Annotated in this window: 23 protein-coding genes and 7 tRNA genes; 20 read left to right on the top strand and 10 right to left on the bottom strand. The window is 55.9% G+C overall.

Going from position 1 to position 23,169, the window contains the following annotated elements; genetic code table 11:
• Positions 1-82 precede the first annotated feature (82 nt).
• A complete protein-coding gene (locus tag D9V82_RS02470; RefSeq protein ID WP_121910808.1) occupies positions 83-1,552 on the bottom strand; it encodes an RNA polymerase sigma factor in 1,470 nt (489 codons plus the stop codon).
• Positions 1,553-1,749: 197 nt separating this feature from the next.
• Positions 1,750-2,508: a polyphosphate--glucose phosphotransferase gene (gene ppgK, locus D9V82_RS02465; protein ID WP_121910807.1), complete on the bottom strand. Its 759-nt coding sequence runs from the start codon at positions 2,506-2,508 to the stop codon at positions 1,750-1,752.
• On the opposite strand from ppgK, the gene D9V82_RS02460 reads away from it, so the two are divergent.
• On the top strand, positions 2,507-3,394 hold the full coding sequence (locus D9V82_RS02460) for an inositol monophosphatase family protein (RefSeq protein WP_121910806.1): 888 nt from the start codon (positions 2,507-2,509) through the stop codon (positions 3,392-3,394). The genes ppgK and D9V82_RS02460 overlap by 2 nt on opposite strands.
• Positions 3,395-3,505: 111 nt before the next feature.
• Complete coding sequence (locus D9V82_RS02455; protein WP_121910805.1) at positions 3,506-3,796, top strand: DUF4193 domain-containing protein; 291 nt, start codon at positions 3,506-3,508, stop codon at positions 3,794-3,796.
• A gap of 701 nt (positions 3,797-4,497) precedes the next feature.
• Here D9V82_RS02455 and D9V82_RS02445 read toward each other — a convergent pair.
• The gene (locus D9V82_RS02445; protein WP_121910963.1) at positions 4,498-4,959 is read right to left on the bottom strand and encodes a DUF3093 domain-containing protein; all 462 of its coding nucleotides are present in this window, start codon (positions 4,957-4,959) and stop codon (positions 4,498-4,500) included.
• Positions 4,960-5,062: 103 nt separating this feature from the next.
• Here D9V82_RS02445 and dut point away from each other — a divergent pair, with 103 nt between their 5' ends.
• The 5 genes from dut (at position 5,063) to dxs (ending at position 10,522) form a co-directional block, all read left to right on the top strand.
• On the top strand, positions 5,063-5,536 hold the full coding sequence (gene dut / locus D9V82_RS02440) for a dUTP diphosphatase (RefSeq protein WP_121910804.1): 474 nt from the start codon (positions 5,063-5,065) through the stop codon (positions 5,534-5,536).
• A gap of 14 nt (positions 5,537-5,550) precedes the next feature.
• Positions 5,551-6,540: a DUF3710 domain-containing protein gene (locus D9V82_RS02435; RefSeq protein ID WP_121910803.1), complete on the top strand. Its 990-nt coding sequence runs from the start codon at positions 5,551-5,553 to the stop codon at positions 6,538-6,540.
• A 29-nt stretch (positions 6,541-6,569) separates the two neighbouring features.
• Positions 6,570-7,268: a DUF3159 domain-containing protein gene (locus D9V82_RS02430; RefSeq protein ID WP_121910962.1), complete on the top strand. Its 699-nt coding sequence runs from the start codon at positions 6,570-6,572 to the stop codon at positions 7,266-7,268.
• The gene (locus tag D9V82_RS02425) at positions 7,261-8,517 is read left to right on the top strand and encodes a class I SAM-dependent RNA methyltransferase (RefSeq protein ID WP_121910802.1); all 1,257 of its coding nucleotides are present in this window, start codon (positions 7,261-7,263) and stop codon (positions 8,515-8,517) included. The genes D9V82_RS02430 and D9V82_RS02425 overlap by 8 nt, the downstream gene beginning before the upstream one ends.
• A gap of 106 nt (positions 8,518-8,623) precedes the next feature.
• Complete coding sequence (gene dxs / locus D9V82_RS02420) at positions 8,624-10,522, top strand: 1-deoxy-D-xylulose-5-phosphate synthase (RefSeq protein WP_121910801.1); 1,899 nt, start codon at positions 8,624-8,626, stop codon at positions 10,520-10,522.
• On the opposite strand, the gene D9V82_RS02415 is transcribed toward dxs, so the two are convergent.
• Both D9V82_RS02415 and D9V82_RS02410 read right to left on the bottom strand, forming a co-directional pair.
• Complete coding sequence (locus D9V82_RS02415; RefSeq protein WP_121910800.1) at positions 10,519-11,739, bottom strand: HRDC domain-containing protein; 1,221 nt, start codon at positions 11,737-11,739, stop codon at positions 10,519-10,521. The genes dxs and D9V82_RS02415 overlap by 4 nt on opposite strands.
• A gap of 1 nt (position 11,740) precedes the next feature.
• A complete protein-coding gene (locus D9V82_RS02410) occupies positions 11,741-12,415 on the bottom strand; it encodes a DUF3000 domain-containing protein (protein ID WP_121910799.1) in 675 nt (224 codons plus the stop codon).
• 151 nt (positions 12,416-12,566) lie between these two features.
• Here D9V82_RS02410 and hemQ point away from each other — a divergent pair, with 151 nt between their 5' ends.
• Positions 12,567-13,268, top strand: a complete 702-nt coding sequence (gene hemQ, locus D9V82_RS02405) for a hydrogen peroxide-dependent heme synthase (protein WP_121910798.1) — start codon at positions 12,567-12,569, stop codon at positions 13,266-13,268.
• Between the two features lie 89 nt (positions 13,269-13,357).
• On the opposite strand, the gene msrB is transcribed toward hemQ, so the two are convergent.
• The 5 genes from msrB to D9V82_RS02380 all read right to left on the bottom strand — a co-directional run bounded on the left by msrB (position 13,358) and on the right by D9V82_RS02380 (position 16,237).
• The gene (gene msrB, locus D9V82_RS02400; protein WP_121910797.1) at positions 13,358-13,774 is read right to left on the bottom strand and encodes a peptide-methionine (R)-S-oxide reductase MsrB; all 417 of its coding nucleotides are present in this window, start codon (positions 13,772-13,774) and stop codon (positions 13,358-13,360) included.
• A 9-nt stretch (positions 13,775-13,783) separates the two neighbouring features.
• Positions 13,784-14,935, bottom strand: coding sequence for a glycosyltransferase family 87 protein (locus D9V82_RS02395; protein ID WP_121910796.1), 1,152 nt, complete (start codon positions 14,933-14,935; stop codon positions 13,784-13,786).
• Between the two features lie 6 nt (positions 14,936-14,941).
• Positions 14,942-15,640: a pyrimidine reductase family protein gene (locus D9V82_RS02390; RefSeq protein ID WP_121910795.1), complete on the bottom strand. Its 699-nt coding sequence runs from the start codon at positions 15,638-15,640 to the stop codon at positions 14,942-14,944.
• 45 nt (positions 15,641-15,685) lie between these two features.
• Positions 15,686-16,060, bottom strand: coding sequence for a DMT family transporter (locus D9V82_RS02385; RefSeq protein WP_279629635.1), 375 nt, complete (start codon positions 16,058-16,060; stop codon positions 15,686-15,688).
• A 102-nt stretch (positions 16,061-16,162) separates the two neighbouring features.
• Positions 16,163-16,237: transfer RNA gene (locus D9V82_RS02380), tRNA-Val, on the bottom strand.
• 257 nt (positions 16,238-16,494) lie between these two features.
• Here D9V82_RS02380 and D9V82_RS02375 point away from each other — a divergent pair.
• The 12 genes from D9V82_RS02375 (at position 16,495) to pgsA (ending at position 23,129) form a co-directional block, all read left to right on the top strand.
• A tRNA-Gly gene (locus tag D9V82_RS02375) sits at positions 16,495-16,570 on the top strand.
• A gap of 52 nt (positions 16,571-16,622) precedes the next feature.
• Positions 16,623-16,694 (top strand) — tRNA-Val (locus tag D9V82_RS02370).
• A gap of 38 nt (positions 16,695-16,732) precedes the next feature.
• Positions 16,733-16,808, top strand: a tRNA-Gly gene (locus D9V82_RS02365).
• A gap of 30 nt (positions 16,809-16,838) precedes the next feature.
• Positions 16,839-16,909 (top strand) — tRNA-Cys (locus D9V82_RS02360).
• Between the two features lie 27 nt (positions 16,910-16,936).
• Positions 16,937-17,008, top strand: a tRNA-Val gene (locus D9V82_RS02355).
• A 43-nt stretch (positions 17,009-17,051) separates the two neighbouring features.
• Positions 17,052-17,124, top strand: a tRNA-Gly gene (locus D9V82_RS02350).
• Positions 17,125-17,346: 222 nt separating this feature from the next.
• Entirely contained in the window at positions 17,347-17,907 is a 561-nt protein-coding gene (locus tag D9V82_RS02345) for a copper resistance CopC family protein (protein ID WP_121910793.1), read from the top strand.
• Positions 17,907-18,602: a copper chaperone PCu(A)C gene (locus D9V82_RS02340; RefSeq protein WP_121910792.1), complete on the top strand. Its 696-nt coding sequence runs from the start codon at positions 17,907-17,909 to the stop codon at positions 18,600-18,602. The genes D9V82_RS02345 and D9V82_RS02340 overlap by 1 nt, the downstream gene beginning before the upstream one ends.
• A 2-nt stretch (positions 18,603-18,604) precedes the next feature.
• Positions 18,605-19,831 (top strand): Dyp-type peroxidase, encoded by a 1,227-nt coding sequence (locus tag D9V82_RS02335; RefSeq protein WP_121910791.1) that lies wholly within the window; start codon positions 18,605-18,607, stop codon positions 19,829-19,831.
• A 77-nt stretch (positions 19,832-19,908) separates the two neighbouring features.
• A complete protein-coding gene (gene thrS / locus D9V82_RS02330) occupies positions 19,909-21,972 on the top strand; it encodes a threonine--tRNA ligase (protein ID WP_121910790.1) in 2,064 nt (687 codons plus the stop codon).
• The gene (locus D9V82_RS02325; protein ID WP_239088642.1) at positions 21,932-22,528 is read left to right on the top strand and encodes an HIT family protein; all 597 of its coding nucleotides are present in this window, start codon (positions 21,932-21,934) and stop codon (positions 22,526-22,528) included. Before thrS ends, D9V82_RS02325 begins: the two co-directional genes overlap by 41 nt.
• Positions 22,521-23,129, top strand: coding sequence for a phosphatidylinositol phosphate synthase (pgsA, locus tag D9V82_RS02320; protein WP_121910788.1), 609 nt, complete (start codon positions 22,521-22,523; stop codon positions 23,127-23,129). Before D9V82_RS02325 ends, pgsA begins: the two co-directional genes overlap by 8 nt.
• Positions 23,130-23,169: the final 40 nt, after the last annotated feature.

The following is a 23,169-nucleotide window of genomic DNA, read 5'->3' as shown; positions in this document are numbered from 1 at the left end:
CCGGAAGGGGAGATAGGCACATATATAACAGGCCGCACCACGACGGTGCGGCCTTGTTACTGCCCTATAGTGGGTGGGCTATCTAGTCGAGGTAATCGCGCAATACCTGCGAGCGAGAGGGGTGGCGCAGTTTCGACATCGTCTTGGATTCGATCTGGCGGATGCGTTCGCGGGTGACCCCGTAGACTTGGCCAATCTCGTCTAAGGTGCGCGGCATGCCATCAGTGAGACCGAAGCGCAGGCGCACAACGCCGGCTTCACGCTCGGACAACGTAGTCAGCACGTCCTGGAGCTGGTCCTGCAGCAAAGTAAAGGACACGGCATCGACAGCGATGACGGCCTCAGAGTCCTCGATGAAGTCACCCAACTGTGAATCGCCCTCATCACCGATGGTCTGGTCCAGGGAGATGGGCTCTCGCGCATACTGCTGAATCTCCATCACCTTTTCTTCGGTGATGTCCATTTCCTTAGCCAGCTCTTGTGGGGTGGGCTCGCGGCCTAAGTCCTGGAGCAGTTCGCGCTGAATGCGGCCCAGTTTGTTGATGACTTCCACCATGTGGACTGGGATGCGGATCGTACGGGCTTGGTCAGCCATGGCGCGGGTAATGGCCTGGCGGATCCACCACGTAGCGTAGGTAGAAAACTTATAGCCCTTGGTGTAGTCGAACTTCTCAACAGCGCGGATAAGGCCCAGATTGCCTTCCTGGATCAGGTCCAAGAAAGCCATGCCGCGCCCGGTGTAGCGCTTGGCCAAGGACACCACAAGGCGAAGATTGGCTTCCAACAGGTGGTTTTTAGCCTTGCGCCCATCCCTTGCGATAATGCGCAGGTCGCGCTTTTCCATAGGGGAGAGCTTCGCAGCCTTATCGCCTTCCGCGCGAGCCTTTTCCATCTCGTCCATGCGGTGCTGAGCGTACAGGCCAGCCTCAATGCGTTTTGCTAATGAGACCTCCTGCTCCGCATTCAGCAGGGCTACCTTGCCTATCTGCTTGAGGTACGCACGGACGGAGTCGGCGGAGGCGGTCAGCTGTGCATCCTTGCGAGCTTGGCGCAGAGCAACGGACTCTTCCTCGTCCCAGACCGAGGATGAATCTTCTGCTTCATCCTCGTCCTTTTCTTCCTCGCCCAACTCATCCTGGATATCCTCTTCATCGAGGCCAGTGGGGGCATCGAAGTCGTCTTCTTCGATGTCGTCATGGGAGGGGTCGAAGTCGACGTCATCCGCGGGCGCACTGTGCTCGATGGGACTGAGCTGGTCCTCCGCGTTCTCAACCTCCGACTGTGCTTGTCCTGTGGAGTTTGCGGGGGCCTCTTGTGGTTCCGCTGCAGGGGTTTGCACGGCCTTTTTGACAGCTTTCTTGGCTGATTTTTTCGCCGTTTTCTTGGCGGTTTTCTTAGCCGTTTTCTTGGCAGTCTTTTTCACTGACTTTTTAGCGGCTTTCTTCACCGCTTTCTTTGCTGTCTTTTTGGCGGTCTTCTTTGCAGGAGTAGATGCCCCGGCTGACTTATCGTCCTCGCCGAGTGCCTGGTCTGAAGAATCAGTGGCTGCCACGTACGCCCTTTCGACTTACTACTTGATGGAAATAGCTCACCGCCCCCGTACAGGGTGGCAATAGCATTATGTAATGCTAGCGTGTGTAGGCCTTATGCAGGTCGGACACGCCAGAGAGCCATGCAATTTTGGATCGACCGCCCAGTATAGGCGATTTTTACATAATGCCGGTAGCTAGGGTTAATGCAATTGTGATTTTATGGCTCTAGGTCTTTTACTACCGCCATCGCAGCACCGATAATACCTGCGCGATTTTGCAGTTGTGCAGGCATAACGAGGGTGTCAATAGTTAAGTGGGGCCCCCATTTGTGGAATTTGCGAGATATGCCACCCCCAATGAGGAAAGCTTGGGGGTTAAATAATTTCTCGTATTCCTCTAGCACGCGGTTGAGCCGAATCGCCCACTCCTTGTACTTCAGGCCTTCGCGTTCTTTAGCGGCAGAGGATGCGATCGCCTCGGCTTCGTCGGCCCCCACGGTCAGGTGGCCAAGCTCAGTATTGGGAAAGAGTTGGCCGTTGAGGAAGAAGGCCGATCCGATGCCGGTTCCAAGCGTTAAGAAGATGACAGCTCCGCTTTTAGCCAAGTCGTTTCCATATGCTACTTCCGCAAGGCCTGCGGCATCGGCATCATTTAAGACCACGAAATCAACGTCTAAATACCGCGAAAACAACTCGGTGGTATCAACACCTACCCACTCGGATGAAATATTGGCAGCGGAGTGGACCGTATGGTTGGACACGACAGAGGGCAAGGTGATGCCGACAGGCCGGTCCCATTCTCTCTCGCGCACAATTTGGGCGACCACCGTGGCTACCTCATGCGGTGTGGATGGCCGCGGGGTGGGGATCTTTAGCCGCGGACCCACGAATTCCCCGTTATTGAGGTTGACTTCTGCGCCCTTGATGCCGGAACCGCCGATATCGATGCCAAAAGAGTGGCCAGTATGAGTAGTCATGCTCGCAAGTGTAGAAGAAGGCACAATGGTTAGCATGGTTCATGACATAGATGTTCTGCAGCTGCGAGATTTCGCGGAATCTATCGCTGTGCGTGCAGCAACACTCATTCGCACGCGCCGCGCGGACTTGGTCGCAGGCGATGGCATTGCGGCACATACTCAGACCAAATCAAGCGCCGTTGACCCAGTTACGGAAGTCGACACTGCTACCGAGGAATTTATTACGCACGCAATCAGAGAAAGCCGCCCGGGCGATGGCTTATTAGGGGAGGAGGGAGCAAGCTTCGACGGGACGACCGGGGTGAGGTGGATCGTGGACCCTATCGACGGAACCGTCAACTTCCTTTACGGCATACCGGACTATGCTATCTCCATTGGCGCGGAATATGATGGCCACCTCGTAGCAGGAGCCGTGGCCAACGTGGCGCAGGGGCTGGTGTATTCCGCAGCGGCAGGTGAGGGGGCCACGGTTATTACTGCGGATGGTACGCGGTCCTCCATACGGTGCGGTGAGCAAGATGATCCCGCGCTTTCTTTGGTAGCGACGGGATTCGGTTACGGCGCACATCGGCGCAAGCAACAGGCAGAGCTACTGGTTAGGTTGTTGCCGCAGGTACGCGATATCCGCCGTATCGGCGCAGCAGCCCTTGATTTGTGCCGCGTCGCGGAGGGTAGTGTAGATGCTTATTTCGAGCACGGCATTAACGCCTGGGATTTTGCCGCTGGTGCTCTCATTGCCCGCGAGGCCGGAGCTGAAGTACATCACCCAGGGTTGGACAAGGGTTCTGCTGATGGGGAATTAACATGGGCGGCGGGGGTAAAGTTGGCACCCGCATTTGAGGACCTTTTGGCAGAACATGGCGCTAAGGAAGCGATGCGGGGGTGACTGAAGTAAGAATTTTCCAATGGCGGGATGACATATCGGTGTTTGTCCTTTACTATGCGCGATCGATAAAAAACTATTCCTAAAGAAACTCGACTAATAGGGGCGTGCAGTATGGCCACCGATTATGACGCACCGCGCCGCGGCGCAGAAGACGAACTTGAAACCGACTCTCTCGAGGGATTGAAAGCAGCTGACTCCGAGAGCAATGGTATGGATGACGATGGTGAAATCGTTGAGGCATTCCAACCGCCATCAGTTGACCTCACCGGTGAAGAGCTCAACGTCCAAGTAGTTCCGCGCCAGGAAGACGAATTTACCTGCGGGTCCTGCTTTTTGGTCCAGTCCAATAAGCGTTATTCGCACGAAGAAGATGGCATGGCCGTCTGTAAGGATTGTGCCTAAAAGCCAGTGCTAACCTCGCTAGGCGTTGTTGCGCACAGCCTGAGAAAAGATTCACCCCGTCGCAGTTTCCACAGTAAACGCGGCGGGGTTTGAGGTTTTCCCTGGCTAGCAGACAGCCAATGCGCGCGGGATCTAACTCCTTGGGGTGTCTATTTTCTAAGTTCAAGCCCTCAGCCATCAATTTCTATCTAAGATTGTCCATCTTTGTTCTCCGTATCCGGTGCGGCCCCTTGCCTTCGCCGTTTCTCCCATAGATACCTACGAACCAGGAAGATGGGCAATACCAGAACAAAGTAAAAGGCCATGTACCCCACTACATGAACGAAGATGCCGTCAGAGGTCACTTCGCTCCAGGAAACCCCCTCCATGTTTGACGAGGACATTCCACGCCACCCAGTTACCTGGCTTATGTAGAATTCAGCGATCACCATCAGTGGCAGTAATACCAAGGAAAACCACCACGGAGGTATCCAGGGTTTTCCATTTTTCTTAGTTCTGCGTAGAGCTCCTCCGAAACCCATTTTGATATCCTTTTGGTTTGACTTTTCACTGACAGCACAAGAACCCGCGTAACGATCGACCGAAAGTCTCCACAATTTCTGCCTTATGAGCTTGCCGGGGGACGGAGTAGCACCGAAAAGACCAACGGCAAGCTCAGGAGATACTTGCTAAATAGCGGTGACCCTTAGAATCCGAGGAACCTATGCCTGCTGCTCCGGCAAAAAGGCGCGTAGCAGTTGGTCTGGATCTTTCGAGGCAACGAGCCAATACGGGGTGTCATCCTCAGGATCATTGAGGACCATCATGGCGTGCCCGTCAATCCAGGCGTGAGAGACTAGGAATGCGGCCGGATCGAATTGCGGGCCCAGCGCTTTATGGCGCGCGGATTTTGGAACGGTAATTGACCGAGAGACTACTTCATCTGGCAACTGCGCATCCTTGACGAGCAACCACCGCGTGCCATCTTCATCTTGTTCTACCTGAACGACGGTCCCAGACCACGTGATGAGCACCCAGATGGCGGTAGCTGTAAGCAGGACTGCGGGAATAACCGTCCACCACACAGAGCGGTTGAGTCCGGCCGTAGCTGAGGTTAAGGCCACTACGATTGCTGCAAAAATCCAGAAGTACCACGGGACCCATTGGCGTTCGCGATATAGCACTTTTGGGGCAGCGGGTGGGGGAGCAGAAAAATCAGTCACGCCTAAGCATTCTAGTCCACTCCAGGTGCAGAATGAACCGGCTGGGGCAGGTAGGATGGGCTAAGTGACTGATTCGAATTCGCTACCACAGGAACTGACGCCAGTAGGAGACGTCAAAATAAAGCGCCTCGATAAAGGGCTTCCGATGCCATTTCGGGCGCATCGAGGTGACGCCGGCGCCGATCTCTACGCCGCAGAGACGCTTACTCTCCAACCTGGCGAACGTGCCCTCGTCGGCACCGGTATCGCCATGGCTTTGCCGCTGGGCACCGTGGGATTAATTCATCCGCGGTCCGGATTGGCAGCTCAACATGGGCTGTCTATTGTCAATACGCCGGGTACCGTGGATGCTCACTACCGCGGGGAGATTAAGGTCTGCCTGGTTAACCACGATCCCCACACCCCGATCGAGATCGAGCGGGGCATGCGCATCGCTCAACTCGTGGTACAGCGTGTAGAACTAGTGAATTTTAGCGAAGTAGAAGATTTAGATGCGACCGACCGCGGCACCGGCGGCTACGGATCCACCGGGGTATAGAAAGGATTAAATGCATGGGTATTTGGCCATTTGGAAAAAAGAAAAACGATGACCACCGAAAGGAAGAGCCAGAGAACTCACGGCAGTTTCAGCAGCCAGAGCCTGCTGTCGATGCCACAGGAGCGGCTTCTGCCGATTCAAGTTCCTTTGCATCCGCAAAAGATACTGCAGCCGATGCCGACGCAGCATCGGGGCAGGTGTCAACGGAGTTTGCCCACGATGCCGTGAACGGCGAAACCGGCCCCTTCGATGGGGATTCTGTCAATATTGACACCTTTGATTTTTCTGATTCTTCCATAGGGATCCTTGATCTTGGCTCGATGCGTATACCGCTTCCTAAGGACTCCCAGGTCCAAGTGGAAATGGGTGAACAAGGTCCGAAGATGTTGCATATTGTGACCAAGGCGGGCCGGATTACTCCTGTTGCCTTCGCGGCGCCGCGCAAGCCAGGGCAGTGGGCAGAATCCGTGGAGGAGATCAAGGAAGGCATGAGCCGCGATGGGCTAAGCGTCACCACAGAGCAAGGCCCCTGGGGGGTGGAAATCGTCGGCCAAAATGACAATGGTCAGCTCCGCGTGATAGGTGCCGAAGGCCCGCGGTGGATGCTGCGCTTAACTCTCGCAGCACCTACCGGCCTTGAAGAAAACCTGACGCAGATCGCGCGCGATGTAGCATCGCGTACCTTTGTCTACCGTGGTGAGGATCCTATTTTGGCGGGCAATGCACTGTCTGTCATCATGCCAAAGCAGCTGGTGGAGCAGGTTAAACAGGCCATGGAAACGCGTCAGCAGGAACAAACTGACGCAAATTCCCTAGGTCAGTCGGCTCAGAGCCACCCAGAGAACGGGGCAGGCGGACCTGATCCCTCCGCTGTAGCGGAGGCGGAAAGACAACTTCGCGATGTGGGCGCGCAGCCACACCCAAGGGACAATGAATCTCTTGCACATGACCAAGACAAGGGTTCTAACCCAAACACCGATAACAACCCAAACACCGATAAATAAGTAAAGTAGAACGCTACGTGAGTAACTCTTTGCCAGAGCCACAGGCTCCTCAGCTAGGCGATGACCCGAACCGCGATAATGAGCCAACTCTGTTGGAACAAATGGGAGGCCTTCCCGGACTCGTTTCGGCTACGTTGCCCATCGTCGTCCTTATTCCAGTTAATAGCCTCTATGGACTAACCCCGGCACTCATCTCTGCGCTGGGCGTCGCGGTAGTGATCGCCATGTGGCGCATCGTGCGTAAACAAACGATTCAGCCGGCCATATCTGGCCTTATCGGCGTGGCCATTTGCGCCGCCATTGCCTGGTTTACCGGGGATGCTAAAGGCTACTTTTTATATGGTATTTGGATGTCGCTGGCCTTATTTATCGCCGCAGCGCTATCTATTCTTTTCCGGTGGCCGGCTGTGGGCGTCATCTGGAAGGGCGTGAACGGCGGTGATATGGCTTGGAAGAAAGTAAAGGTCGCGCGGCGGGCATATTCCATCGCAACCGCCGGATGGGCCGTAATTTTCTTAGCGCGGTTTATCGTCCAGCGAGCGATTTATGACGCCGGGGAGACTACCGCATTGGGGATTACCAGAATCGTTATGGGCTGGCCTTTGACGCTGTTGGTGACCGCATTGACCGTGTGGATGGTGCGCCGTGCGGATGCTGCGGTAGAAGAAACCTTGCGTGCCACAAATTCAGGTCGCAGTACTCAAGAGTTCGAGGCTGAACATGAATGAGTCCGCACTTTCTCGCGGAGACACTTTGGAATTCACCATTGACCGTATGGCGCATGGTGGACTTGGCATAGGTCAGGCACCGGACGGGCGCGTGGTTTTTGTGCCCCGGGCTTTTCCCGGGGACACGGTTCGCGCAACCGCGAGTAAGGTGAAAAAGTCTTTTATCAAGGGCGATCTCGACAGTATTGTCACTGCAGGGCGGCTGCGCGTGCCTAGTCGTTGCCCCGCCGCGGAGCTGGGCACGGGATGTTGTGATTTCGCCGAATTGGATCCCACGGAAGAAACAGACATCAAAATGGAGATCCTCCGCGAACAGCTGCGCCGCAGTGGCATAGAGGGGCTTGAGTCCCTCACCATTGAGCAACACGACTTGGCGCCGGTACGTGGCTGGCGGACTAGGGTTCGGTTGGGCGTTGACAAGCAAGGCCGCGCCGGATTGCGCAAGTACCGCTCGAATGAACTGGTGACATCGGTAGGGTGTACCCAATTGGCGGACGGCCTTATCGATGGCTTGGTGGGGGATGGCGCGCGGGGTTTTACCCCCGGGGCGGAAATCGTCGCGGTTCTTGATGGCGCGGGAAACCGACATGTGGTGGCTACCCGTAAGGCACCACGAGGCAGGCGCGTGGAAACCATTCGCGAGGTCATTGAGGGCTCTGGCACCGTGGTCGAAAACGTTAATGGTCGCGAATTTTCCTTCCCCGCCACGGCTTTTTGGCAAGCGCATGTGGCGGCACCGGAGCTTTATAGCGCTGTGGCGAGGCAGTGGCTGGGCGGCAGGGATTACCAACACGATATCGCCTGGGATTTGTATGGCGGGGTGGGATTGTTCGCACCCGCGCTATCAGAAGCAACCGGTGGAAAAGTCATTTCCGTAGACTATTCGCCCGCAGCAACGGCGACCATGCAGCCGGGGTTGCGAGATATCGATATTGCAGTGAAGTCCGCCAAGGTAGAACAGGTTGCGGCGCAATTGCCCCAACCAGGTGCCGTGGTGCTCGATCCCCCGCGAACCGGGGCAGGCGAGCAGGTCATTCGTGCCGTGGCAGAGGCAAAGCCGCAGGCTGTGGTGCACGTGGGATGTGATCCGGCGACCTTTGCCCGAGATCTGTGCCTATGGCAAAGCGCTGGGTATAAGCCTGGGAATATGGCGCTGGTCAATGCGTTTCCCGGAACCCATCATTTTGAGGTAATCGCTCTTATTACCCCAGATGAGGCGGCGGATAAATCGGAGCAGAATTCCGTTTGACGTGAAAATGCCTCGTCTGAACTAATAAGCCGATATGAAAGAAAATACGGACCACGGGTACGGTAGAGAGGAAGAACTAAGCACAGAAGGAGTTGAAGGCCGCTCCATGACTATCTTGGATACCATTAACTCGCCGCAAGACCTGAAGGCACTGCCTGCAGATAAGTTGGAGAAACTTGCGGCGGATATTCGCCAGCGCCTCATCGACAAGGTATCGGTGACCGGTGGGCACTTGGGGCCCAATTTGGGTGTGGTGGAATTGACCATTGCCCTGCACCGGGTCTTTGATTCCCCGCGCGAGCCGATTATCTTTGATACCTCCCACCAGTCCTATGTGCACAAAATGCTCACTGGGCGTACAGACCAATTCGATACCCTGCGCCAAAAGGGCGGCCTTTCCGGTTATACGGATCGCAGCGAGTCCGAGCACGATTGGACAGAATCCTCGCACGCTTCCGCCTCGCTATCGACGGTGGATGGACTATCTAAGGCCTTTAAGATTCGGGGGCAAGGCCATCGCAACGTTATTGGTATTGTCGGCGATGGTGCTCTTACCGGTGGCATGTGCTGGGAGGCACTCAATAACATCTCCGAAGATAAAAAACGCAATGCGGTCATTGTGGTTAATGACAACGGTCGCAGTTATTCGCCAACAATCGGCGGCATTTCTGAAAACCTGGGGCGGATTCGTTCCCAGCATGGTTACGACGAGCTCATGGAGCAAGGCAAGCGCCGCCTGAAATCTATGGGGTGGGTAGGAGAGCGCGCTTTTGATGCGCTCCACGCCATGAAAGAAGGCGTCAAGTCTACCGTTATGCCCACGGAGATATTCCCAGAGCTGGGGATTAAATATATTGGCCCCATCAACGGCCACGATATCGATGGGTTGGTGCACGCGCTTTCGTATGCCCGCGATTATGAAGGCCCCATAATCGTACATGTGGTTACGGAGAAGGGCCATGGGTTTGCACCAGCGGTCAATGAACCAAAGGACCAGATGCACTCGACCGGTGCTATCGATCCAGTGACCGGCATAGCTAAGGGCTCTAAGCAACCGGGATGGACGGCCGCATTTTCTGAAGAATTGGTGGCAGCGGCAAAAAAGCGCGAAGACATCGTCGCGATTACTGCCGCTATGGCTGGTCCCACAGGGCTGGCTCCCTTCCAAGAGCTATTCCCGGACCGGTTTTTTGACGTGGGAATCGCCGAGCAGCATGCGATGGCCTCTGCCTCTGGTTTGGCTTTGGGTGGGATGCACCCCGTGGTAGCTGTATATTCTACGTTCCTTAACAGGGCCGTGGACCAAGTTATTATGGATATTGCCCTTCTCAAGCTTCCGGTGACCATCGTGCTGGACCGCGCGGGCGTAACGGGCTCTGATGGCGCCTCTCACAACGGAATTTGGGATATGTCCTTAATGAGCATTATTCCTGGAATGCACGTTGCCGCCCCACGCGATGGTGCGCGCCTGCGCGAACTCTTCCACGAGGCGCTGGATATCGATTCTGGGCCTTCAGTGGTCCGGTTCCCCAAGGGAAACTTGCTGCCCGATATGGAAGCCGTGCATACGCTTGCCGATGGCGTCGATATCCTCTATTACGGCGAGCCCGATGCGGGTGAAGAGACACCTGCGGTCCTCATCGTCTCTATCGGTGCAATGTCTGCGCGCAGCATTAAGGCGGCACAAGAGTTGGAGAAGCGGGGGCTTAACGTCACAGTGATTGATCCGCGGTGGGTGGTGCCAGTTGCAAGCTCCGTTATCGCGATGGCAGCAGATCATGATGTCGTCGTAACGGTAGAAGATGGCCTCATACGCGGCGGCATCGGATCGATGATTGCTGAGGCCCTCGGTGCCGCAGAGGTAGACACTCCAGTGCGTCGCCTTGGCGTTCCCGGTTATTTTCCCAAGCACGGTTCCCGCGGTGAGGTTTTGGAAGAATTCGGCCTAAGCCCAGAGCTCATTTCTGCTTCGATTACTGAATGGGTATATAACCTCACCGCTTAATGCGGCAGGGGAAACAGCCGCGCGACCACAACAGGGGCAACGAGGTTGACTTGCCATGACCGCGCGCCTTGGCGCTCTAGGAAGGTAGGCACGTCGTCCGGATGGTTGATAGTTCCGCTCCCGCCAATGGCTGCCCACACAGTGGCTTGGAGGGTAGCGGGGCGAAGCAAAAGCTCCGGTGGTAATGCGAGCTCTTCGGCGATATTTCCAACGGCGGCGTGAATTTGCTGATACTTCTCCCACTGATGCGGATACTGCCTGGACCATACCGATTTGGAGGGAACGGTCTTTTCCTTACGGAGTGCGCTTGGGCGTCTCCCTGGTGGAATTTTCTGGGACTGCTGTACGGCCTCGAACCAGCGCTGCGCGGCACCTTTGCGCCGCCGTGGAAACCCTTCGATGCGGGCTAACTGGGACTGCGTGGTGGGCAAACGCCGGGCTATTTCCACCAGTACCTTATTGGGAAGCACGCGCCCGGGCGCGGTATCGGTCTGCCGGCTAATGTCATCGCGCAGGTTCCACAGTGATTGGGCTGCGGCACGCTGGTTTCCGTTCTTTAAGCTCAATACGCCCTTGATATCGCGCCAAGACTGCGGTTGCGGGGCGGTCTGATTCGCGTGCATGGCGACGATCGCCGCGGATTCCTCCTCCATCCAGTCCAGCTTTTCTTGTTCGGCCAGGATATCGCGAAGCGTCGTAGCCAATTCCAACAGGAGCTCGACATCGAGTGCAGCATAGGCGCGCATTTCCTCGGTCAGCTGCGGAACGGACCAGTCATCATCGCCGTGGTCTTTTTCCAGCTGGACATCGAGAAGCTCCGCGATGATGGCACCCAAATTGGTGCGGTGAAAACCGGCAAACCGGGCGGCTAATTCGGTATCAAAAAGGGTGCCGGGAAAAAGACCCAACCACCCCAAGGCCGGGAGATCCGAGGGCGCGGCGTGGATAATCCAGTGCTGCCCATTGAGTACCGGAGCCAGCGCTTGGGTCAATTCCTCGCGGTAGCCTTCCGGGGCGAACAGGAGCGTCCCGGTGCCGCGGCGCCGGATCTGGACGAGAAAGGCCCGGTCATCATAGCGGTAGCTCGAGGCGCGTTCGGTGTCAATGGCGAACGACCCAGTACCCGCCTGCAGCTGCGCGGCCGCAGCGACAAACTCTGCTGGGGTGGATAAGACCTTCGGAATACCTTCTTTCGGTTGCTTTCGACATTCCACCACTTTAGCGACCGAGTTCAGTAACGCCTTCGGGCGGCAGCCCTGCGACGTTGGCTAAGACTTGTGCGAATGCTCGCACGTGGGGCGCCAAATCCAGTCCTTCCGCTGTCCACGATGCACGCATTTCAAGCTGATAAGCACGCGGGGGACCGCCGATTTCCCCGAAGCGGACCGACGCGGTGGAGGTGACGGTACCCCCGAGGTTAGTAAGTTCCGCACCCTCTTTTTCCAGGCCTTCATTAAGCCATTGCCAGGCGACGTCCGGTAGCAGCGGATCTTCGGCCACCGAATCGTCCATATCGGCCTGGATATAGGCCACCAGGCGCATCGCCCCCTCCCAGGCCTCTTCCGCACCGGGGTCATGGAGGAGAATGAGACGCCCGAAGGCATCGCCTTCCGAATCGGTGGCGATAATATCCGGCTCTTCTTCCGTGCCCACCTCGAGCCCAATGGCGTGACTAAAGGGTGCTAGTCGTTGTGGTGGGCGAATAGACCCGAGGCTAATCTCTGGCCGGAGAGTTGCCGCGTGCATGGACTCTGCTGCCTGGGTAAAAGCCGGCGGCGTCCTCGGCGCCTGTGCTTCGCCGTTGCGGTGTAGGGAGGTAAAAGCTGTACCATCTCCGGTGTTGCTTCCGGCATTTCTACCGGCGCTGGGCGTGGTCGATTCGGAATTACTCACCTTGATAAAGCTATAGTTTAGCAACCTTAAGCTGGCGGAGGCGCGCCGATAGCGGGTCGGTGCGCAGGGAAGGGAAATGACAATCGGTCTTTGTCCAACTTATGATGGATATGTCTGGATATTCGAATAAGCTTCTGCAAAGGAGAAAGTAATGGCGAAGCTCGATTTCAAGGAACTCAACGCGGTACAGCAATACTCCCAGCACGCGGTCTTTAAAGTGGTACCAGGCGGCTTGGGCAGCGAGCGCGCGGAGATCATCTCCCAAGCCGAGGAATTCTTTGCGGAGCTAGAAAAGGACAATAAGGTAACCGTCCGCGGCGTCTACGATCTCACCGGGATGCGTGATTCTGCAGACTTCTTGATCTGGTGGCATGCTAAGGAATTCTCCGATATCCAAAAAGCCTTCGGCGATTTTCGGCGGGAGACCGACTTGGGCCAGCGAAGCGAACCAACCTGGATTGGAAACGCCCTGCACCGGCCGGCCGAGTTCAATAAATCCCACCTGCCTTCATTTATTATGGGAGAAGAACCCAAGGAATGGATTTCCATTTACCCATTCGTGCGTTCGTATGATTGGTACACGATGGATGAGCAGAAGCGTCGCCGCATTTTGGTGGAGCACGGCATGCAGGCACGCGACTACCCGGATGTGCGCGCTAATACGGTGCCAGCATTCGCTCTCGGGGATTACGAGTGGATCCTTGCCTTCGAAGCTGATGAGCTACACCGCATCGTGGATCTGATGTATAAGATGCGCTATACCGAAGCCCGCCACCACGTCCGTGAGGAAATTCCTTTCCACACCGGGCGCCGCGTTGAAGACATTGCGGAACTCATCAAGATCTTGCCCTAAAAGTGGGACAAAAACATCGCTGTGAGCACGGGTAAGGGGAGGTGCTTTCAGCGCTGTTTTTTCATGCCACCGTGCTTGGTGGTGAATGACTAGTTATCCTCGATGGGCTTTTCTTCCAGGTTCAAGGAGATAGAGTTGATGCAATAGCGCAGGTCAGTCGGGGTATCGTAGCCTTCGCCTTCGAAAACGTGCCCCAAGTGAGACTCACAGTTAGCGCATAACACCTCTACGCGGCGCATGCCCAAGGAGTTATCCTCCCGCTCGATGATCTTGTCACCAGCTAAAGGGGAAAAAAAGGACGGCCAACCACAATGGGAAGAAAATTTCTCGGTGGAGCGAAATAGCTCTTCGCCGCAGGCCTTGCACGAGTAAACGCCTTCTGTGGTGGTATCGGTGTATTTGCCCACGTGGGGCGGTTCGGTACCAGCTTCGCGCAATACGTAATATTCTTCGGGGCTAAGACGCTTTCGCCACTCGGCATCAGCGATGAGCTTAAAATCAGTCATGGCTTTAGTTTAATCCTTTATTTGCGCAGCCCTCCACCACCCAGCGACGCAGGCAAAGATGATGACGATGAGCAGGCTCCACCCCACGGTGCTAGAGAAAAAGTTCATCCACCGCCCCGCATTCGGGTGCGCGTGCGCCGTCCATGTCACTGGTGCCAAGAACAGGAATGCGGCCACCCAGGCGCCTACCGAGTGAAACACCGAGCGCGGCAGGACCACGGTGAATATGAGCGGGAATAGCCACATGGAATAATATTGTTGCCCTAGCGAGGATAAGAAGAATATTCCGAGCATAATCGTGCCACTTGACGTTAGCGCCCAAAATACCGGTTCGGAATGTCGCCATCGCAGCATCCCAAGTACCGCGCATCCGACCAAGATAGCGAAGATTATCCACACTACCCGGTAGAGGACCGGGCCAAATTCTACATAGGCCCGCAATCCAGCCCAGGAGGAATTGGCATAATCGCGGGTCGTCGATAGGTAGGGGACCAGCTTGTCTAGGTAACCGCTAGCACCCGGCACTAGCGGCCACGCGAGGGTGTTGAGGACTACCGGAATCCCGAGCCCCGCAAGGAGGTTGCGCCACTGTATCTTGACGAGGGGTAAGAGGAGGAGGGGTGCAAATTGGGGTTTAATCAAAATGGCTAGCCCAATGGCGATGCCGGAGACCCAGGCGAGCTGCGGGGTGCGTTCTGCTTCTATAAAAGCCCACAGGAACAGGGCCATGCAGAATAAGAGCACACCGTTGATATTGGTAAATGCCAAAGTGTTGGTGACAGATTCAGTGGCGAAGGCGAGAGCAATCGAGACCGGAAATATTGGCGAGGTGAGCTTTCTTCCCACTACGTGGGTCAGTATTGCCAGCGCCGCGATGATGGCCAGGGCATTGACGATAATGAAAACGTCGCGTGCTAGGCCGAAATCGAGCCACGCTAAAGGCGATAAGAATAGCGTCGCGCCCGGAGTGTAGAGATACAGCGGATCCACATGATTATAAGCCTGTTCATACACTGGGATGCCTTCGACCATGCGCCTTAGCGCGCTATAGACCGTCGTGAAATCATCAGTTAACGTCCCATTGCGCGCTACGATGAACACGCGCTGAATGACAAGGAGTACGGCAATAGGCCATGCGGCGGCGTTAATTCGAGCAGTCACGACCTGTTAGTCTACGGGGTCAGTTGCGCGCGAGTACCGCAGAAACACCGTGCCATCTGTGTCTGCGGCAACATTTTCGAGGAGCATTCGGCGGTGGGATTGCGTGCCATGAAAGCTAGCCAACGGTTTTTCTACGCCGGTGGAAAGGCGGGGATCCAAGGTTAAATACATTTGGTCGATGGCATCGATATGCACTAGCTGGCCGAGTATGCTTGGCCCACCCTCGCAGAGGATTCGTTCAAATCCTTGCTCCCGCAATACGCGGAGATAGTCGTGCATGGTGCCCTCACCTGCATCAATTACCTCTGCGCCTGTTTCCTCGAGCGTGCCCTTTCTCGCAGCGACCGCTGGACTCTGCAGTGCCGCGTGGGGAACAAGGAAGATCGGGGCAGTAATGAAGTGTGTTAAGAATTTCGAGCTCGGATCAAAATTCAAGCTTCGCGTAGGCACGGCAATGGGGCAAGGCAGTGAGTCAGAAGTGTGCCGCTCCACCCCACCATAATCTTCTGACCTGACCGTTTGTCCGCCAACGAAGATGACGTCTGCCCAGCCCCGGAGGGCCTGGAAAAGCTGTCCATCAGTGTCATTGCCCATCGTCTCAGACAGATCGTTGATGGTAGCGCAACCGGTGAGGGTGGAAACCATATTGGCCCGAACAGCGGGTAGGTGAGGAGGCTCGGGCCCTAAAAGTGAAGCTATGTCCATATGCTGTCAGTGTAACGGTTATGTTGGTCTGAATCGTCCTGGCAGTTACATCAGTCGACTCAGCGCAACACCGGCCCCAAGGAAGATGATGCCAAGAATCTGACGAGAATTAATCGGCTCGCCATTCACGTGGTCGATGATGAGCGAGCCCAGCAGTGAGCCAAAGGGGCCGGCGACGACGGTGAGACCGGCTCCAATCTGTGGGATGAGTGCAGCACTGACCGGATACTCTGGCACCTGGCCGAGGCGGCCGTTGATGGAGGATTGGCTCGCGGTAAAAGCAAGCACAATTAAGACCCCGGCGCAGCGCAGTTCTGCCAAAGAAGATTGAGGGGACTCGAAGAGTCCGACGTAGTCTACTCTGAGCCCTATCAAGACTTGTCCAGCAATGCGTAAGACCAGTCCAGCAAGAATTCCCAAAAGTATCCACAACGTGCGTGGACATTTTACTCGGATAAGCCAAAAGCCTACTCCAATACGACAAGCCCACCTAAGCGAGGAAGATTAGGCTTAGGTGGGCGGTGGTGGTCCTAACTGGGATTGAACCAGTGACCTTTCCGGTGTGAACGGAACGCTCTCCCACTGAGCTATAGGACCTTTCGGGGGACAAACTTACACCCGGTGCTCTATATTGTCCTAATCGGCTGGATGAAGGCATGGACGATGGGATTAGGAAACAAATCTCCTTGGATCGTCTGGATAGAGCCTTAAATGACACCTTTAAAATTCAAGGCGCGCACGAGTGCAGGGCTAAAGTCGAGTAATAGGCGTGCTGGGCTGGGGATTTGGAAACTGGCGGCGAGCACGATAATGTTTGTTCACGCACCGCGGAGCATTAAGTACCGCGGCGTTGTGCGGATGTAGCGCAGTTGGTAGCGCATCACCTTGCCAAGGTGAGGGTCGCGAGTTCGAGTCTCGTCATCCGCTCCACGCTTTTCTGGAGGGTGTTACGCCACAAGAAAAGTGAACTCAAATGAGTAGCGCGCGATTAGCTCAGTGGGAGAGCGCTTCCCTGACACGGAAGAGGTCACTGGTTCAATCCCAGTATCGCGCACAAGGACTTTGTCCTAGAAACCGGGCCTGGTTTCGCATGCGGATGTAGCGCAGTTGGTAGCGCATCACCTTGCCAAGGTGAGGGTCGCGAGTTCGAGTCTCGTCATCCGCTCCAGCACTGTATTGTGTCAGGCGGTATCGTCACGGTGGAATGGCCGAGTGGTGAGGCAACGGTCTGCAAAACCGTGCACACGGGTTCGATTCCCGTTTCCACCTCAATGCTCTAATGCCTTAGCGCATTAGGCGCGATTAGCTCAGTGGGAGAGCGCTTCCCTGACACGGAAGAGGTCACTGGTTCAATCCCAGTATCGCGCACGAGATTCACGTATGTGAATCGTGTAAATCGCGTGATTTGCTAGCGGATGTAGCGCAGTTGGTAGCGCATCACCTTGCCAAGGTGAGGGTCGCGAGTTCGAGTCTCGTCATCCGCTCTATTTAAGCCGCCCTATACTGGGGCGGCTTTTCCCATCTGGTTCAGCCCGTGCCGTCGTTGCGATAGATATCTCACACTTTGTAGTTCCGGTATGGAACTATTGGGACCCGGTTGCCGACTATTCTAGAGATGTTGAGCACCGAGATTGTCACCAAGATAATCGTTGGTACTAGGATGTCTATGCACGTATACGCAAAATTCAAAGCTGAAGGAGCTGAAAATGGGCCAGCGCATACCGTGGTTGCGTCGTGCGACAGTGGCAGTGGGAGCTACCGCGCTTATAGCGGGCGGATCTGCGCCTGTAGCACTTGCGCATGATTCTGTCGTGGGCGGAACCGTAAAGGAAGGCGACCAGCTTGAGGAGTTTCCTAAAGAAATTACCTTGGAGTTTTCTGGCATCCCGAAAGACCAGTTCAACACTTTCGCAGTGACCAATAAAGATACGGGGGAGCAAATCTTCAGCCAGGAGCCGGAGCTCGATGAACGTTATCTGACAATAACGACTCCTGATGATGTCGATCCCGGTCCGGGTAGCTACCAGGTGGGTTACAACATCACCTCCTCGGATGGTCACGCTACGCGCGGTGGAGTGTCATTTACAGTGTCAGGTGAAGACGGCGATGATGCCACTTCCACCGACGCTGCAGATACGGAGTCCTTGAACGACATGCCTACCTCGGTGAAAATTATCCTAGGTGTGGGCGGTGTGTTGGCCATAGCTGCCGTTCTAGCTTTGTTGATTGCTAAAACCCGTCGAAACAACTTGAAAGGTCACAAATAATGACTAAGAAAATTTCCCACCTGATTGTCGGTGTATCCCTCAGCGCTCTGGTTCTTGCCGGTTGTTCCCCGGATAAGGAGAATGATTCCAGCAATTCGGAGGCCACTTCGACCGCGCCTTCTTCCGCTGAAACCAGTAAATCCACCGCTGCCGCAGATAAAGCTCTGACCTTTGAGGACGCTGTTGTGCGTGCCAACGAAGAAAAAGATATGACTGCCATTTTCGGCACCTTGGTCAACCACTCGGGTGAAGACATCGAGATCACTGGCTTCTCTACGGATCTGGACGCAGAGATGAACCAGATTCACGAGACCGTCGATGGTCAAATGCGCGAAAAGTCCAGCCCGTTGGTTATTAAGGCTGGCGAGAGCTACGAGCTTGCTCCAGGCGGCGACCACTTCATGTTGATGGGCATGAAAGAAGGCATTATGCCCGGTGATTCCCTCAAGCTGATGGTGACCCTGGCAGGCGGCGATGAGATTGACTTGGGCACCATTCAGGCCCGCACAATGGGCGCCGGCGACGAAAACTACGGCGACATGGAAGGCATGGGCCACTCTGGTCACGATCACTCCGATCACGCAGGCCATGACCATGCAGGCCACGGCCACGCAGGCCACGACCATGCAGGCCACGACCATGCAGGTCATGACCACTCCGATAATAGCGACCAGAAAGGAAACCACAAGCACTAATCATGACGGGATTCAGCAGAAGGGGATTTCTCACCGGCGCTGCAGTGTCTACCAGCGCCTTCGCGCTGGTGGGGTGCAACTCGGATGGAACTACACCGACCGCTGAAGAGGAGGAATACACCCCGCTTGCCGGTGCTACAGTGGTTTTCGACGGCCCTCACCAGGCCGGCATAGCCACAGCCAAACAAGCACACCTCAATTTGGTGGGCTTTGATCTCAAAGAAGGCGTCGGCAAACACGGCTTTGCCCGCCTGATGAAATTGTGGACCGAGGACGCGCGTGCCCTGTGCACAGGCCAAGCTCCGCTGGGAACCTTGGAGCCGGAAATGGTGCGCCAACCTGCGAATGCAACCATCACGTGCGGGCTGGGTGAGTCTATTTTCTCGCTATTGGGCGTGGATAAGCCGGACTGGCTGGGCGATGTCCGCGCTTATTCCCGCGACCAATTGGAAGATAAATGGGGTCAAACTGACATTGTCCTGCAAATTTGCAGTGATGATCCCCTGATGAATACCTACGCCCTGCGGCATATGGTGCGTTCAAGTGCGCACTACGCCCAAGTTAGCTGGCTGCAACAGGGATTTATCAACGCCTACGGTAGCCAAGAAAAGGGCGAGACCGCACGGAATATGTTTGGCCAAAAAGACGGCACCGTCAACCCCCACAGCGAGGAAGAATTCGCGGACCAGGTGTGGATTGAAGATGGACCGAAGTGGCAACGCGGAGGCTCTGCCATGGTAGTGCGTCGCATTCGCATGAACCTGGACACCTGGGAAAAATTGGACCGCTCGTCCCGCGAAAATTCAGTGGGCCGCAAGCTGAACAATGGGGCACCTCTTACTGGGGATAAAGAATTCGATGCGGCGGACTTTGAGGCCACGGATAAGTATGGCCTGCCCGTCATCGATAAGAATTCTCACATGGCCCGGGCGACTGCGCCAAAGGACCATCCGGAGCAAAGGATTTTGCGCCGCCCCTATAACTACGAGTTGCCGCCGGACGGCAAGGATGGCCAATTATCCAATATCGGCCAAATCTTCATTTGTTACCAGCAGGATCCCACCAAGCAATTCGAACCCATCCAAGCCCGCCTCGATGAGGCCGACCTGATGAATGAGTGGCTGACGCACATCGGTTCGGCGATGTATTTCTGCCCACCGGGAACCAAGGGTAGCGATGGTAAAGAAACATGGTGGGCGGAATCGCTTTGCACGCATGCTGGGCTGTAGAATGACGATCCGTAAATTTAACTAGTGGATGCGGCCAGGTATGCCGTATCTGCGCGAGCGCAAAAAGGAGCGCTAATATGGCGGAACTTATTCCTGCAGCACCGGTAAATTACGAATCCTTCACCGTGCCGGCCGGGCAATCGGTTGGCGCGGCCCTCCGCGAGCTGAACCTACCCAACAAGGGTCCTGAGGCAGTGGTGGTAGTCCGTGGCGCAGACGGTACTCTTTTTGACCTCTCGCATACACCGGATGAGGAATCTGCATTTGTCCCGGTTGCCGCCTGCGAGGAAGACGGCCGTGCCGTCATTCGCCACTCCTGTGCCCACGTCATGGCTCAAGCCGTGCAGGCTGAATTTCCCGGCACCAAGCTGGGCATTGGCCCGTCCATTGAAAACGGCTTTTATTTTGATTTCCAGACCGCTGAACCCTTCACCCCGGAGGACCTCAAGGCCTTGGAAAAGCGAATGAAGAAGATCATCAAGGGCGGCCAGCGTTTCGAGCGCCACACCTATAACTCCACGGCCGAGGCAGAACAGGCCTTGCAGGATGAGCCTTTCAAACTGGAGCTTATCCAGGACAAGGGCAATGTGGATCCCGGTTCCGATGAGGCCGCCGAGGTGGGCGCTGGCGATTTGACGCACTATGACAACGTGAACCCGCGGACCAATGAGGTGGAGTGGTTCGACCTGTGCCGCGGCCCGCACGTTCCTACCACGAAATATATCCCAGCTTTTGCCCTGATTCGTTCGTCTGCTGCCTACTGGCGCGGGGACCAGGCCAACGCTGGCCTGCAGCGCATCTACGGCACTGCCTTTGAGTCCAAGGACGCATTAGCCGCCTACCAGACCATGGTGGAAGAGGCGGAAAAGCGCGACCATCGCCGCCTGGGCCAGGAGTTGGACCTGTTTTCGTTCCCGGATGAGATCGGCTCCGGTTTCCCGGTATTCCACCCCAATGGCGCTACCGTGCGGATGGAGATGGAAAACCACTCCCGTAATCGCCACGTGCAGGGTGGATACTCCTTTGTTAATACCCCGCACATCACCAAGGGTGATCTCTTTCGCAAATCCGGACACCTTGATTTTTACTCTGACGGCATGTTTCCGCCGATGCAGCTCGATGGCGAGTATGACGCCGAGGGAAAAACGGTCAAAGAGCCACAGGATTATTACGCCAAGCCGATGAACTGCCCGATGCACAATCTGATTTTTGCATCCCGCGGCCGTTCCTATCGTGAGTTGCCGTTGCGGCTTTTTGAATTCGGTACGGTCTACCGCTACGAGAAATCCGGGGTGGTGCACGGTCTGACGCGGGCGCGCGGTTTTACTCAGGACGATGCCCACATCTACTGCACCGAAGAGCAGCTGGAAGAAGAACTAACCCAGGTTCTAGACTTCATCATTTCGCTGCTTGAGGATTACGGCCTTTCCGATTTCTACTTGGAGCTTTCTACCAAGGACCCCAATAAGTTCGTCGGCTCTGATGAAATATGGCAACGATCGACCACGATCTTGCAGTCTGTGGCAGAAAAGTCTGGTCTCGAGCTCGTTCCTGACCCAGAGGGGGCGGCGTTTTACGGGCCGAAGATCTCCGTCCAGGCCCGCGATGCCATTGGCCGCACCTGGCAGATGTCCACGGTGCAGCTGGACTTCAACTTACCTGAGCGTTTTGAACTGGAGTACACCGCCTCCGATGGTACGAAGAAGCGTCCGATTATGATTCACCGGGCACTCTTTGGCTCCATCGAACGCTTCTTTGGTGTGCTGCTTGAGCACTACGCGGGTGCATTCCCGGCGTGGTTGGCACCGCACCAGGTTATGGGTATTCCGGTCGCGGATGACTTCGCCCCGCATTTGGAAGATGTTGCCGCCAGGCTGCGCAGCAAGGGCATTCGCGCGGATGTCGATACATCTGATGACCGCATGCAGAAGAAGATTCGCAATCACACGACGGGCAAGGTCCCCTTCATGCTGGTCGCCGGCGCCCGTGATGTAGAAGCCGGTGCAGTGTCTTTCCGTTTCTTGGATGGCACACAGGTCAACGGCGTGCCTGTTGAGGAGGCCGTGGGTCTCATCGCCACCTGGGTAGCAGACCGTATTAATGACCAGCCGACAGAAGAGCTCCTTCGTGCCCGGCGCTAATCCGCGGAAGGGCCATAGCGAGGAGACTTTCGTCGATACCGGTGCCGGCGAGCCGGACCGGCTGCAGCGATTGTGGGCGCCGTACCGGATGGCTTATATTGTGCGGCGGTCAGAGGATCCATTCCTGGAAGCACCCCAGGGCAGCGATGAAGACGGCCTCATCATCGCGCGTGGTAAGACTGTATATGCGCTGCTTAATCTGTTTCCTTACAATGCTGGTCATCTGATGGTCGTGCCCTACCGCAAGGAGGCCGAGCTGGAAAACCTCACTGAGGAAGAGTCCCTTGAGCTCATGTCCTTTGCCCAAAAGGCCGTGCGGGTGCTCAAGCGCGTGTCCCAACCCGAGGCTATTAATGTGGGCTTGAATTTAGGGCGCGCGTCCGGCGGCTCGGTGGGGGACCACCTGCATTTGCATGTGGTGCCAAGGTGGCCCGGGGATAGTAACTTTATGACTGTCCTCGATGGGACTAAGGTATTACCGCAACTGCTGCAAGACACCCGTCGTGTCTTGGCAGAGGGTTGGCGTGAAATGGAAGAGGAGGACTCGCGTGCTTAGCGTGCATGGGCGAAAGACCGCCGCCGTGGTAGTTGAACCTGTAGCCAAGACTTTTTTGAAGTTGGGGCTAACACCTAATGTGGTCACGGTTGCGGGCACCATTGTGACTATCGCCATTTCGGTCATCCTTATTCCTACCGGCCACCTGTTCATCGCCGCCGTATTATCCGGTCTCTTCGCCGCCTTTGACATGCTTGACGGTACGATGGCGCGCCTGACCGGTAGATCCAGTGCTTTTGGCGCCACTCTCGATGCCAGTTGTGACCGCATTACCGATGGCGCCTTGTTCTGCGCCATCGCGTGGTGGCTGGTTTATACCGCAGATGCGTCCAAGTTTACCGTGGCGGCCTGCCTCATTACGTTGGTATGCTCCCAGGTCATTTCCTATATCAAGGCTAGGGGAGAGGCGTCCGGTTTCACGATGGTCGGTGGCCTGATTGAGCGCCCCGAGCGCCTTATTCTGGCTCTGGGCGGAATCGGCCTAGAGGGTTTGGGGGTAGATTATGCTGCGGCGGTGTCACTGTGGATCTTGGCGGTAGGCTCGATCTTTACCGTATACCAGCGCATTGCCATAGCAGCGCGCCAAGACCCTGAGATGTAACTAAGCGAATAAAAGCGCAGTGGGGGCGTTCGTTTCGGCC

Source organism: Corynebacterium macginleyi (genome assembly GCF_003688935.1).
In the GTDB taxonomy this organism is placed as follows: Bacteria; Actinomycetota; Actinomycetes; order Mycobacteriales; family Mycobacteriaceae; genus Corynebacterium; species Corynebacterium macginleyi.
This window is presented reverse-complemented; position numbering and strand designations above follow the sequence as displayed.

Coding starts and splice junctions, on each gene's coding strand:
- D9V82_RS02460 (WP_121910806.1), top strand. CDS start 2,507: ATGCTCGCAAGTGTAGAAGAAGGCACAATGGTTAGCATGGTTCATGAC.
- ppgK (WP_121910807.1), bottom strand. CDS start 2,508: ATGACTACTCATACTGGCCACTCTTTTGGCATCGATATCGGCGGTTCC.
- D9V82_RS02455 (WP_121910805.1), top strand. CDS start 3,506: ATGGCCACCGATTATGACGCACCGCGCCGCGGCGCAGAAGACGAACTT.
- D9V82_RS02435 (WP_121910803.1), top strand. CDS start 5,551: ATGGGTATTTGGCCATTTGGAAAAAAGAAAAACGATGACCACCGAAAG.
- D9V82_RS02425 (WP_121910802.1), top strand. CDS start 7,261: ATGAATGAGTCCGCACTTTCTCGCGGAGACACTTTGGAATTCACCATT.
- dxs (WP_121910801.1), top strand. CDS start 8,624: ATGACTATCTTGGATACCATTAACTCGCCGCAAGACCTGAAGGCACTG.
- hemQ (WP_121910798.1), top strand. CDS start 12,567: ATGGCGAAGCTCGATTTCAAGGAACTCAACGCGGTACAGCAATACTCC.
- msrB (WP_121910797.1), bottom strand. CDS start 13,774: ATGACTGATTTTAAGCTCATCGCTGATGCCGAGTGGCGAAAGCGTCTT.
- D9V82_RS02390 (WP_121910795.1), bottom strand. CDS start 15,640: ATGGACATAGCTTCACTTTTAGGGCCCGAGCCTCCTCACCTACCCGCT.
- D9V82_RS02345 (WP_121910793.1), top strand. CDS start 17,347: ATGGGCCAGCGCATACCGTGGTTGCGTCGTGCGACAGTGGCAGTGGGA.
- D9V82_RS02340 (WP_121910792.1), top strand. CDS start 17,907: ATGACTAAGAAAATTTCCCACCTGATTGTCGGTGTATCCCTCAGCGCT.
- D9V82_RS02335 (WP_121910791.1), top strand. CDS start 18,605: ATGACGGGATTCAGCAGAAGGGGATTTCTCACCGGCGCTGCAGTGTCT.
- thrS (WP_121910790.1), top strand. CDS start 19,909: ATGGCGGAACTTATTCCTGCAGCACCGGTAAATTACGAATCCTTCACC.
- D9V82_RS02325 (WP_239088642.1), top strand. CDS start 21,932: ATGACCAGCCGACAGAAGAGCTCCTTCGTGCCCGGCGCTAATCCGCGG.